The 12,562-nt window shown below is 63.6% G+C and carries 11 protein-coding genes; 9 read left to right on the top strand and 2 right to left on the bottom strand.

Annotation, left to right across the window (positions count from 1 at the left end; genetic code table 11):
* Positions 1 to 9 precede the first annotated feature (9 nt).
* Positions 10 to 396, bottom strand: a complete 387-nt coding sequence (locus ACRQ5J_RS19210) for a hypothetical protein (protein ID WP_432378952.1) — start codon at positions 394 to 396, stop codon at positions 10 to 12.
* A gap of 305 nt (positions 397 to 701) precedes the next feature.
* Between ACRQ5J_RS19210 and ACRQ5J_RS19205 the strand changes: the two genes are divergently transcribed.
* From ACRQ5J_RS19205 to narL, 9 genes are all read left to right on the top strand, one after another.
* Positions 702 to 1,040, top strand: coding sequence for a hypothetical protein (locus tag ACRQ5J_RS19205; RefSeq protein WP_432378950.1), 339 nt, complete (start codon positions 702 to 704; stop codon positions 1,038 to 1,040).
* A gap of 113 nt (positions 1,041 to 1,153) precedes the next feature.
* Positions 1,154 to 4,852, top strand: coding sequence for a nitrate reductase subunit alpha (locus tag ACRQ5J_RS19200; RefSeq protein WP_432378948.1), 3,699 nt, complete (start codon positions 1,154 to 1,156; stop codon positions 4,850 to 4,852).
* Positions 4,849 to 6,417 (top strand): nitrate reductase subunit beta, encoded by a 1,569-nt coding sequence (narH, locus tag ACRQ5J_RS19195; protein ID WP_432378946.1) that lies wholly within the window; start codon positions 4,849 to 4,851, stop codon positions 6,415 to 6,417. The genes ACRQ5J_RS19200 and narH overlap by 4 nt, the downstream gene beginning before the upstream one ends.
* On the top strand, positions 6,410 to 7,081 hold the full coding sequence (gene narJ / locus ACRQ5J_RS19190; protein ID WP_432378944.1) for a nitrate reductase molybdenum cofactor assembly chaperone: 672 nt from the start codon (positions 6,410 to 6,412) through the stop codon (positions 7,079 to 7,081). Before narH ends, narJ begins: the two co-directional genes overlap by 8 nt.
* 10 nt (positions 7,082 to 7,091) lie before the next feature.
* A complete protein-coding gene (gene narI / locus ACRQ5J_RS19185; RefSeq protein WP_432378942.1) occupies positions 7,092 to 7,775 on the top strand; it encodes a respiratory nitrate reductase subunit gamma in 684 nt (227 codons plus the stop codon).
* Between the two features lie 10 nt (positions 7,776 to 7,785).
* Positions 7,786 to 8,532, top strand: coding sequence for a peptidylprolyl isomerase (locus ACRQ5J_RS19180; protein WP_432378940.1), 747 nt, complete (start codon positions 7,786 to 7,788; stop codon positions 8,530 to 8,532).
* 105 nt (positions 8,533 to 8,637) lie between these two features.
* Positions 8,638 to 9,612: a GTP 3',8-cyclase MoaA gene (gene moaA, locus ACRQ5J_RS19175; protein WP_432378938.1), complete on the top strand. Its 975-nt coding sequence runs from the start codon at positions 8,638 to 8,640 to the stop codon at positions 9,610 to 9,612.
* Positions 9,613 to 9,654: 42 nt separating this feature from the next.
* Entirely contained in the window at positions 9,655 to 11,601 is a 1,947-nt protein-coding gene (locus ACRQ5J_RS19170; RefSeq protein ID WP_432378936.1) for a type IV pili methyl-accepting chemotaxis transducer N-terminal domain-containing protein, read from the top strand.
* A 12-nt stretch (positions 11,602 to 11,613) separates the two neighbouring features.
* Positions 11,614 to 12,270, top strand: coding sequence for a two-component system response regulator NarL (narL, locus tag ACRQ5J_RS19165; RefSeq protein ID WP_432378934.1), 657 nt, complete (start codon positions 11,614 to 11,616; stop codon positions 12,268 to 12,270).
* Positions 12,271 to 12,287: 17 nt separating this feature from the next.
* Here narL and ACRQ5J_RS19160 read toward each other — a convergent pair whose 3' ends face one another.
* Positions 12,288 to 12,548, bottom strand: a complete 261-nt coding sequence (locus ACRQ5J_RS19160) for a heavy-metal-associated domain-containing protein (protein WP_432378932.1) — start codon at positions 12,546 to 12,548, stop codon at positions 12,288 to 12,290.
* Between the last annotated feature and the right edge of the window lie 14 nt (positions 12,549 to 12,562).

The raw sequence follows: 12,562 nt of genomic DNA, 5'->3' as shown, positions 1-12,562 counted from the left end.
CTCGCCCCCTCAGGCGTATTGCAGCAGGTCGCCGCTGCGGTCGAAGGCCAGCAGGCGTTCCATCTGGCCATGGCGGATCGCCTTGATCATCTTGCGCAGAGCGGCTTCGGTTTGATCGTTGTCCGGCAGCTGGCTGCTGGTGCCGGACAGTGTGGTCACCAGCAGCACGTCCCAGTCCTGGCCCATTTGTCTTGCCTCTTCGGCCAGATTGCTGAAGGTGTCCAGCTCCGCCACCTGCTTGTCGACGCACATTACCGGCACCAGCGTGGTACGTGGGCGTACGCCCGGCCTGGCGTCCGGCTCCGGTTCGGCGACGGCGAACGTTAGCAACAGGCGCTGTTGCTCCGGCTGGACGGCGGCGGCGATCAGCAGTTCTTCGAAAGTGGCGATGTTCATTTCAGGCTCCTTGCTCGTTGGCCGCGCGACGTGGCGGCCCAAGCGTATGTATATCGCGCCGTGCGGCTGCTGCCTATGGTCATGAAGGACTAGATGGACTAGTTCTTTTGCCGTGATTTGCTTGGGTAAAACCTGACCTGCATCAAGGAACTCGGGCGCCAAGGCCTAGCACAATCACCCCCGTCATTCCCGCGCAGGCGGGAATCCATGCTGAATTGGCCAGGCCAGCGTTCTATGGATTCCCGCCTGCGCGGGAATGACGGAGAGGGCGCGGGAATGACGGGGGGCTATGAAAGGATATTGTTATGTCAAAAAAAATCAGCATGCGGCGCCTGGCCTGGGGCCTGGCCGCCGCCACACTGTGGGTGCTGCTCTACGAGGGCTACACCCCGGCGCGCGCCGTGCCGCCGCAGGAACAGCGCTGCGGCGAAGAGGGCGTACGCGCGCAAATCCGTTACGACAACGGCCGTACGCTGGTCTATTGCAGCGTGAGCGCCATGTTCGCGCAGCTGGGCGCGCAGGAGCAGCCCGGCATGGTGCGTGCCGCCCTGGTGCTGGATGCGGACGGCCGCTGGTCCGACGCCCGTCATCTGCCCAATTACCGGCAAATGCTGAAAACATGCGCCCGTGCGGCCTGCAACTAGTCATTTAGAACTAGGCCGACTACTCCTTCTCACTACGCCGCGCGGCCTTCTTGCCGATTCACACAAGGCGCCGCGCTCCGTAGACTGGAATCATCGTAGAGTGAGGAGGTAGCATGAGTCATTTTCTGGATCGCCTGAAGTTCTTCAACAAAACCACGTCGACTTTCTCCGACGGCCACGGCGCCGTCGTCAATGAAGACCGCACCTGGGAAAACGCCTACCGCCAGCGCTGGCAGCATGACAAGATCGTGCGTTCGACGCACGGCGTCAATTGCACCGGTTCCTGCAGCTGGAAGGTGTATGTGAAGAACGGCCTGATTACCTGGGAAACCCAGCAAACGGACTATCCGCGCACCCGCCCGGACCTGCCGAACCACGAGCCGCGCGGCTGCCCGCGTGGCGCCAGCTACTCCTGGTACGTGTATTCGGCGCAGCGCGTGAAGTACCCGATGGTGCGCGGCCGTCTGATGGACATGTGGCGTGAGGCGCGCAAGACCATGGACCCTGTGACCGCCTGGGAGTATGTGAGCCAGGACCCTGAGCGCGCCGCCAAGTACAAATCCGTGCGCGGCCTGGGCGGCTTTGTGCGCGCCACCTGGGACGAAACCAACGAGATGATCGCCGCCGCCAACGCGCTGACGATCAAGAAGTATGGCCCTGACCGCATCGTCGGCTTCTCGCCGATTCCCGCGATGTCGATGGTCAGCTATGCCGCCGGCACGCGCTACCTGTCGCTGATCGGCGGCGTGGCGCTGAGCTTCTACGACTGGTACTGCGATTTGCCGCCAGCCAGCCCGCAAGTATGGGGCGAACAGACCGACGTGCCGGAATCGGCCGACTGGTACAACTCCACCTACCTGATGGTGTGGGGTTCCAACGTGCCGATGACGCGCACCCCGGACGCCCACTTCTACACCGAAGTGCGCTACAAAGGCACCAAGACGGTCGCCGTGTCGTCCGACTTCGGCGAGATGGCCAAGTTCGGCGATATCTGGCTGGCGCCGAAACAAGGCACCGACGCCGCGCTGGCGATGGCCATGGGCCACGTCATCCTGAAGGAGTACCACAGCGCGCAGCAGTCGCAATACTTCAAGGAGTACGCCAAGCAGTACACCGACTTCCCGATGCTGGTGCTGCTGAAAGAGCAGAACGGCGTGCTGGCGCCGGACTACTTCCTGCGCGCTTCGCACCTGGATAACAATCTGGACGAAACCAACAATCCGGAATGGAAAACGCTGGTCATCGATGAAGCCACCGGCCGCATCGTCGCGCCGGCCGGTTCGATCGGCTTCCGCTGGGGCGAATCAGGCAAGTGGAACCTGGAGATGAAAGAGGGCGGCAATGGCGCTCCGGTCGACCCGCAATTGTCGCTGCTGGGCAGCGGCGACGACGTACTGCCGGTTGGCTTCCCTTACTTCGGCGGCAAGGACGCCAGCGATATGCTGATGCGTAACGTGCCGGTCAAACGCCTGACGCTGGCCGACGGCAGCACCGCGCTGGTCGCCACCGTGTTCGATCTGACCATGGCCAACTACGGCGTAGACCGTGGCCTCGGCGGCGGCAATGTCGCCACCCGCTACGAGGACGACATTCCATACACCCCGGCATGGCAGGAGAAACATACCGGCGTCAAGGCCGCCGACGTCATCACCGTGGCGCGCCAGTTTGCGGAAAACGCCGACAAGACTCGCGGCAAGAGCATGGTCATCGTCGGCGCGGCGCTGAACCACTGGTATCACATGGACATGACCTACCGCGGCATCATCAACATGCTGATGATGTGCGGCTGTATCGGCCAGTCCGGCGGCGGCTGGGCGCACTATGTGGGCCAGGAGAAGCTGCGTCCGCAAACCGGCTGGACGCCGCTGGCCTTCGCGCAGGACTGGAACCGTCCGATGCGCCAGATGAACGGCACCTCGTTCTTCTACAACCACACCAGCCAATGGCGCCACGAGAAGCTGCACACCGAGGAAATCGCCTCGCCGCTGGCCGGCGACGATGTCGCCCCCATGACGCTGCTGGACTACAACGCCAAGGCCGAGCGTCTCGGCTGGCTGCCATCGGCGCCGCAGCTGCAAACCAATCCGCTGGAAGTGACGCGCGCCGCCGCTGCCGCAGGCCTCAAGCCAGTCGATTATGCGGTCGATCAGATCAAACAGGGCAAGCTGGAATTCTCCTGCGACGATCCGGACAATCCAGCCAACTTCCCGCGCAATATGTTCGTCTGGCGCTCGAATATCCTGGGCAGCTCGGGCAAGGGCCATGAGTACTTCCTGAAGTACCTGCTGGGCACCCAGAACGCCTTGATGAGCGATGAGTCGAACTGCATCAAGCCGCGCGACGTCAAGGTGCGTCCGGCCGCAGAGGGCAAGCTCGATCTGCTGGTGGTGCTGGACTTCCGCATGTCCACCACCTGCCTGTATGGCGACATCGTGCTGCCGACCGCCACCTGGTACGAGAAGGACGACCTGAATACCTCGGACATGCACCCGTTCATCCATCCGCTGTCGGAAGCCGTGAACCCGCTGTGGCAATCGCGTTCGGATTGGGAGATCTACAAGGGCATCGCCAGGAAATTCGAGGAAATCGGCGGCGCCTACCTCGGCACGCAGCAGGACATCGTCCTGACGCCGCTGATGCACGACACCCCCGGAGAACTGGGCCAGCCGTTCGACCCGAAAGACTGGCGTGCCGGCGAGTGCGAGCCGATTCCGGGCAAGACCATGCCGAATTTCACGGTCATCGAACGCGATTACACCAAGATCCACCAGAAGTTCACGTCGATAGGCCCACTGCTTGAAACCATCGGCAACGGCGGCAAAGGCATCAGCTGGAAGACCGGCCATGAAGTCGACATCCTGCGCGGCATCAACCGCACCGTGACGGCAGAAGGCGTCGCCAAAGGCCAGCCGCGCCTCGATACCGCGATTGACGCCGCCGAGATGATCCTGTCGCTGGCGCCGGAAACCAACGGCCACGTGGCGGTCAAGGCCTGGGATGCGCTGTCCAAGATCACGGGCCGCGACCACACCCACCTGGCGCTGCCGCGCGAGCATGACAGCATCCGCTTCCGCGACGTGCAGGCGCAGCCGCGCAAGATTATCTCGTCGCCTACGTGGTCGGGCCTGGAGTCGGAAGAAGTCAGCTACAACGCCTGCTACACCAACGTGCATGAACTGATCCCATGGCGCACCATCACCGGCCGCCAGCAGTTCTACCAGGACCACCGCTGGATGCGCGATTTCGGTGAAGGCTTCTGCGTCTACAAGCCGGCGATCAACACCAAGACGACGACCGCGATGCTGGGCGCTAAACCGAACGGCAACAAGGAAATTGCGCTGAACTTCATCACGCCGCACCAGAAGTGGGGTATCCACTCCACCTACTCGGACAACCTGCGGATGCTGACGCTGTCGCGTGGCGGTCCCCACGTGTGGCTGTCGGAGATCGACGCCAAGGCTGCCGGCATCGTCGACAACGACTGGATCGAAGTCTTCAACGTCAACGGTACGCTGACCGCCCGCGCCATCGTCAGCCAGCGCGTGCCGGAAGGGATGACCTTGATGTACCACGCACAGGAGAAGATCGTCAACGTTCCGGGTTCCGAGCAGTCGGGCAAGCGTGGTGGCATCCACAACTCGGTAACGCGCGCCGTCACCAAGCCGACCCACATGATCGGCGGTTATGCGCAGCTGTCGTGGGGCTTCAACTACTACGGCACCGTAGGCTCGAACCGCGATGAATTCGTGCTGGTGCGGAAAATGAACAAGATCGACTGGCTGGAAGGCCCACTGCAAGGAGTAAATGAATGAAGATCAGAGCGCAAATCGGCATGGTGCTGAACCTGGACAAATGTATCGGTTGCCACACCTGCTCGGTCACCTGCAAAAACGTCTGGACCAGCCGTGACGGCGTCGAATACGCCTGGTTCAATAACGTCGAAACCAAGCCGGGCATCGGTTATCCGAAGCACTGGGAAGATCAGGCCAAGTGGAACGGCGGCTGGCGCCGCACCGACAGCGGCAAGATCGAGCCGCGCCAGGGCAGCCGCCTGAAGATCCTGTCGCAGATCTTCGCCAACCCGAACCTGCCGAACATCGACGAGTACTACGAGCCGTTCACCTACGATTACGAGCGCCTGCAAAACGCGCCGCTGGTGGAAACCCCGCCGACCGCGCGCCCGATCTCGGTCCTTACCGGTAAAAAGATGGAGAAGATCGAGTGGGGCCCGAATTGGGAGGATGACCTGGGCGGCGAATTCGCCCAGCGCAGCAAGGATACGCTGTTCGAGAACGTGCAGAAGGAAATGTACGGCACTTTCGAGAACACCTTCATGATGTACCTGCCGCGCCTTTGCGAGCATTGCCTCAATCCCGCTTGCGTCGCCTCCTGCCCATCCGGCTCGGTGTACAAGCGCGAAGACGACGGCATTGTGCTGATCGACCAGGACAAGTGCCGCGGTTGGCGCATGTGCATCTCCGGTTGCCCGTACAAGAAGATTTACTACAATTGGTCTTCGGGCAAGGCGGAGAAGTGCACCTTCTGCTACCCGCGCATCGAAGCCGGCCAGCCTACCGTTTGCTCGGAGACTTGCGTGGGCCGCATCCGCTATCTCGGCGTGCTGCTGTACGACGCCGACAAGATCGAAGCGGCGGCTTCGGTGGCCGATCCGCGCGACCTCTATCCGTCGCAACTGGGCCTGTTCCTCGATCCACACGATCCGAAAGTGATCGAGGAAGCGCGCCGCCAGGGCATCCCTGACAGCTGGCTGGAATCGGCCAAGCGCTCGCCGGTGTACAAGATGGCGGTCGAGTGGAAGGTAGCCTTCCCGCTGCACCCTGAATATCGCACGCTGCCTATGGTGTGGTATATCCCGCCGCTGTCGCCGATCCAGGCTGCCGCCGAGTCGGGCCTGATGGGCAAGAACGGCATCCTGCCGGACACGCAAAGCCTGCGCATCCCGGTGCAGTACCTGGCCAACCTGCTGACCGCCGGCGACCAGCCGCCCGTCATCAGGGCGCTGGACCGCATGCTGGCGATGCGCGCCTACATGCGCAGCAAGAGCGTGGAAGGCATGCCGGATCTGGAAGTGCTCAAGCAGGTCGGCCTGGACGCGGAGACGGTGGAGGACATGTATCACATCATGGCCATCGCCAACTACGAGGACCGCTTCGTCATCCCGAGCAGCCATAAGGAAATGGCCGAGGACAGCTTCAACGAGAAGGGCAGCTGCGGCTTCAGCTTCGGCAACGGATGCTCGGACGGCGTCAGCGACGCAAGCCTGTTCGGCAAGCGCAAACACGGCTCGGAAATCTTCATGATGATGCCGAAGTCGCGCAAGAAAAAGGCTAACAGCGAGGAGAACGCAGATGTCTAACCAAGGCTACGCAGTGCTCTCCGCATTGCTGCAATATCCCGAGCCCGAACTGGTGGCCGCGCAGGCGGAGCTGAACCAGCTGCTGCTGGAACACCTGCCGGTGTGGCACGCCCCGTTGCAAGGGCTGTTCGCCCATATCGGCAGCACGCCGCTGATCGATTTGCAGCAGGAGTATGTGGCGACCTTCGACCGCAATCCCGGTCACTCGCTGCATCTGTTCGAGCATATCCATGGCGAGTCGCGCGACCGCGGCCAGGCCATGGTCGACCTGATGGAGGAATACCGCCGTCACGGCCTGCAAATGGTCGGCGACGACCTGCCGGACTACGTGCCGCTGTTCCTGGAGTTCCTGTCGCAACAGGAAGAGGAGCAAGCCGAACGCCTGCTGGGCGACGCCATCCACGTGCTGGCGCACATCGGCCGCAAGCTGCGCACCAGCGGCAGCCCGTACGCCTGCATCTTCGAGCTGCTGCAAACGCGGACCGCCGTGCAGGCCGAGGAATTGAGCGGTCCGCCGGTGCGCGACATGGACGAAGCGCTGGAAACCTTCGGCCCCGGCGCCGACGGCATCGAGCCGCTGCTCAAGCCAGGCGCCGGCCCGCTGGCCGGCGGCGCGCACCCAATCAATTTCTACCCTAAGGCGGCAGCGCCGCAGCATCACTGAAGGAGAAGCCATGAACTACCTGAATCAATTCCTGTTCGGGATCTACCCGTACCTCGCGCTGGCGATTTTCTTCCTCGGTAGCCTGATCCGCTTCGACCGCGAGCAGTACACCTGGAAGTCGGAGTCCAGCCAGACCCTCAACACCGGCATGCTGCGCCTCGGCAGCCCGCTGTTCCACGTCGGTATCCTGGGCCTGTTCTTTGGTCATGCGGCCGGCCTGCTGACCCCAGTGTGGGTATGGGACACGCTGGGCGTCAGCCACACCGTCAAGCAGCTGGTGGCGATGACTGCCGGCGGCATCATGGGTTCCATGTGCCTGCTGGGCCTCCTGATGCTGCTGGCGCGCCGCTTCAGCAATGACCGTGTGCGTGCCCGCACCACCTTCAAGGACAAGATCGTGCTGCTGTGGATACTGGCGACGCTGCTGCTTGGCCTGTCGTCGATCTTCGTCTCGGCCGGCCACATGGACGGTCACATGATGGTGTTGCTGATGACCTGGGCCCAGCATATCGTCACCTTCCGTGGCGACGCCGCCGGCTTTATCGAAACCGCGCCGCTGATCTTCAAGCTGCACCTGTTCATGGGCATGTCGCTGTTCGTGATCTTCCCGTTCACCCGGCTGGTGCACATCTGGAGCGGCTTCGGTGCGGTGACCTACCTGGCCCGCGCTTATCAACTGGTGCGTTCGCGCTAAGGAGAACATCATGGGCATAGCAGTCAACGGCGTGGATATCAACGATAGCGCCATCGATGCGGAAATCGCGCATCACCAGCAGGCTAAAAATCCGCTGCGCGAGGCGGTGCATGAAGTGGTGCTGCGCCGCGTGCTGCTGGACGAGGCGGCGCGGCTGGGCGTTGAAGGCGAGACTGACGACGACCGCATCGAAGCACTGTTTGCCCGTGAGGTGACGGTGCCGGAGGCGGACGAAGAGGCCTGCCTGCGCTACTACCTGAGCCAGGCCGACCGCTTCCGCAGCGGCGATCTGGTGGAGGCGCGCCACATCCTGTTCCAGGTGACGCCATCTGCGCCGCTGGACCTGCTGCGGCAAACGGCGGAGGCGATCCTGGCCGAACTCCAGGCCAATCCGCAACGCTTCGCGGAGCTGGCGGCGCAGTATTCCAACTGCCCCTCCGGCGCTGTCGGCGGCAGCCTGGGACAACTGGCGCGCGGCCAATGCGTGCCGGAGTTCGATGAGCTGCTGTTCCGGCTCCAGCCGGGAGAACTGTCCGGCCGCCTGCTGGAGACGCGCTTCGGCCTGCACATCGTCCAGGCGCAGCGCCGCGTGGCGGGGGAGGTGATCCCGTTCGCCACCGTGCGCGCGCAGATCGCGGATGAATTGCAGCGCCAGTCATGGCAGCGCGCACTGCACCAGTACCTGCACATCCTGGTCGGCCGCGCCGACATCGAGGGCGTGGAGCTGGAGGGCGCGGACACGCCGCTGGTGCAATAAACGCAATAGTCATAAAGAACTAGGCCGGCCCCTCCGTCATGCCAAGTGGCAGACGAGGCGCCGGCCTTTACATGGTGGCACACCATTCAAGACTGGAGAGCGACGATGTTAAGCGACCGCTTTGGTCGATCGATCGACTATCTCAGGGTGTCAGTGACGGATCGCTGCGATCTGCGCTGCACCTACTGCATGCCCAAGGACTTCAAGGGCTACGAAGACCCGCCGGACTGGCTGACCTTTGCCGAAATCGAACGCGTGGTGGCCGCCTTCGCCCGCATGGGCACCTCGCGCGTGCGGCTTACCGGCGGCGAGCCGCTGACCCGCCGCAATCTGCCGCAACTGGCCTCGCGCCTGTCGTCGCTGCCGGGCATCCGCGACCTGTCGCTGTCGACCAACGGCACGCGGCTGGCGCGCCATGCCGAGGCGCTGAAGGCGGCCGGTGTCACCCGCGTCAACGTCAGCCTGGATACGCTGGACCGCGACTGCATGGCCAACATCACGGGGCGCGACTGCCTGCCGGTGGTGCTGCAAGGACTGCAGGCGGCCAAGCAAGCCGGCCTGGCGCCGGTCAAGATCAACATGGTGGCGATGCGCGGCGTGAACGACGCCGAGATCGACGCCATGGCCGCCTTCTGCATCGAGCAGCAGTTCATGCTGCGGCTGATCGAAGTCATGCCGATGGGCGAGACGGGCCAGAATACGTCCTACCTGAACCTGGCGCCGGTACAGGCGCGCCTGGCCGAGAAATTCAAGCTCAAGCCGCAGGCGCTGGAGCTGGGGGGCGGGCCGGCGCGCTACTGGTCGACGGCGGACGGCACGGCCAGCATCGGCTATATCACGCCGCTGTCGCAGCACTTCTGCGCCACCTGCAATCGCGTGCGCCTGTCGGTGGACGGCACGCTTTACCTGTGCCTCGGCCAGGAACAGCAGTATCCGTTGCGTCCATTGCTGCGCGGCGGCGCCACCGATGCGGAGCTGGAGCAGGCGATCCGCGAGGCGATAGAACTCAAGCCGCAGGAGCACGATTTCAACCGCCAGCCGGAGAAGATCATCCGCTTCATGTCGCAAACGGGTGGGTGAGCCTGCGTGTATACTAGTGACGTACCCACACGGAGAGAGTCTTTGAAGCCCACCCTGTTCGCGAGCTGGCAAAAGCTATCGACCCGCATCGTCGGGCTGCTGCTTGGCTTCCTGGCGATCGCGCTGCTGGTCATCGGCTCGACGCTGCTGCTGTCATGGCAGCTGGAAGGCAGTGCGGCCGCCATCAACGTGGCCGGCAGCCTGCGCATGGAGAGTTACAAGCTGGCGATGCTGGCCGGCCGCCTGTCCGACGGCTCGGACCGGGCCGGGGCCGTGGCGGGCGTGCGCGCGCAGGTGCAGCGCATCGACGGCACACTGCGGCTGCTGCAACAGGGCGATCCGCAACGGCCGCTGTTTTTGCCGCCCACTTCCTCCATCCGCAATGTTTTCCTGGACGTGCAGCGCGAATGGCGCGTGCAGCTGGCGCCGCAGGTCGAGGCCTTGCTGGCGCCGGAAACGCCGGCCAACACGCCGGTGTCGGCGTCCTACACCGTGCAGCGGCTGGCCGAACGCTTCGTGCTGGGCGTCGACCATCTGGTGCAGCGCATAGAGCGCGACAGCGAGAACCGCACCTTCTGGTTGCGCGCCTCGCAACTGACCTTGTCCGGGCTTGCGCTGGTGGGCACGGTCAGCATCATCTACCTGCTGTTCGACATGATCGTGGTGCCGGTGACACGGCTGCAAAATGGCCTGGACCGCATGCGCGAAAAGGACTTCAGCGTGCGCCTGCCGGTCAACAGCAACGACGAATTCGGCATGCTGGCGCGCGGCTACAATCAGATGGCCGACAAGCTTCAGGACTCCTATACCAATCTCGAACAGCGGGTTCAGACCAAGACCTCGGAACTGGAACAGCAGAACAGGGAACTGGCGCTGTTGTACGACAGCGCCGCCTTCCTGCAACAGCCACAGTCGGCGGAAGCGATGTGCGACGGCTTCCTGCAACGAATCAGCGACTACTTCGGCGCCGACGGCGGCTCGGTGCGGGTGCTGGACCCGAACCGCAACAACATCCACATGCTGGTGCATCGCGGCATATCGGAAGAACTGGTGGAGTCCGAGCGCTGCCTGAAAGTGGGCGATTGCCTGTGCGGCGAGGCGGTGGTCAGCAAGCTGGCGGTGATCCACGACCTGCGCCGCCGCGCCGATACGCATAACCTGAAATGCCACCGCGAAGGCTTTTCGACGATCTCGATCTTCCATATCTTCGCGCAGCGGCAATACCTTGGCTTCTTCAACCTGCACTTCCGCCAGACGACGGTGTTCACGCCAACGCAGACCGCGTTGCTGGAAACGCTGGGCCAACTGCTCGGCACCGCCATCGAGAACCAGCGCCTGCAAGTGCGCGAGCGCGAACTGGCCATCTCGGAAGAACGCAACCTGGTGGCGCAAGGCCTGCACGACAGCATTGCCCAGGGCCTCAACTTCCTCAACCTGCAAGTGCAGATGCTGGAACAGTCGCTCAAGCAGCAGCGCATCGACGAAGTGGAGAGTATCGTTCCGATGCTGCGCGCCGGCGTCGACGAGAGCTATCAGGATGTGCGCGAGCTGCTGCACAATTTCCGCACCCGCCTGCAGGAGGGCACGCTGGTGTCGTCGCTGGAAACGGTGGTCGACAAGTTCCGCCGCCAGAGCGGCATCGCGGTGGATTTCGACGCCGATGGCGATGGCGCGCCGTTCCCGCGCGAGCATCAGCTGCAACTGCTGTTCATCGTGCAGGAGGCGCTGTCGAACGTGCGCAAGCACGCGTCGGCGTCGCAAGTGCGGATACGCCTGGCGGACGAGCAGGATTTCACGCTCAGTATCAAGGACAATGGCCACGGCTTCGACGTGGAGAAGCTGCAAACACTGGGCGAAGCCCACGTCGGCATCAACATCATGCGCGAGCGCGCGCAACGCATCGAGGCGCAGCTGGAGCTGAAGTCGCAGCCGGGCGAGGGCACCGAAGTGGTGCTGCACCTGCCGCGCGCGCAACGCCGCGCCGCTTAGAAAAGGAAAGACATGGAAGACACTATCACCGTCCTGCTGGTCGACGATCACACGCTGTTCCGCAGCGGCATACGCTCGCTGTTGCAGCGTAATCCGGAGTTTTCCGTGGTGGGCGAGGCGGCCGACGGCTTCGAAGGCGTGAAACGCGCGCAGCAACTGAAACCGCAGGTGATCCTGCTGGACCTGAACATGCCGGGCATGTCCGGTGTCGAGACGCTGCAACTGATGCGCCAGGACAGCCCGGAAAGCGCCATCGTGATGCTGACCGTGTCCGAGGATGCGGAAGACCTGAGCACCGCGCTGAAGGCCGGCGCCAGCGGCTACCTGCTGAAGAATATCGACACCGATTACCTGACGCGCGCCATCCGCCGCGCCGCCGCCGGCGAAACCGTGGTGGCGGAGGCGATGACGGCCAAGCTGGTGGCGCAGCTGCAAAGCGGCTCGGCGCCGCCGGCGGCGTCGGAGCTGGACAAGCTGACGCCGCGCGAGCGCGAAATCCTCGACTGCCTGGCGCGCGGCGAGAGCAACAAGGGCATCGCGCGCATTCTGGATCTGGCGGAAAGCACGGTGAAAATCCACGTGCAGAGTGTGTTGAAAAAGCTGAAGTTGAGCAGCCGTGTGCAAGCGGCTGTCTATGCGGTGGAACACCGCAGGCAAAACGGCGGCTGAGCGCCGCCGCCCAGGGTTTAGCTGGCGCCGCCGCAGCAGCCACCGCAGCAGCCGCCCGCCTGTTCCGCGCGCGGCGCGGCAGGGTAGCCGGCGGCGGCCAGGCCCATGGTCAGCATGCGCGGCGATACGCGCGATTCGTCCAGCTGCACGCTGGCCAGGCCATCGAGCAGCGAGACGCGGACGTCGCTGACGCCGTCCATGCTGCGCAGCAGTTCAGTGATTTTATCGGCGCAGGCTTCGCCGTTCATGCCATCGATATTCAGTACAGCGGTTTGCATGACAGTCCTTTCAA

Origin of the sequence: Duganella sp. P38 (genome assembly GCF_050859475.1) — a bacterium.
Lineage (GTDB): Bacteria > Pseudomonadota > Gammaproteobacteria > Burkholderiales > Burkholderiaceae_D > Rugamonas.
The sequence above is the reverse complement of the archived record's forward strand: the minus strand, read 5'-3'. Positions and strand labels throughout refer to the sequence as shown.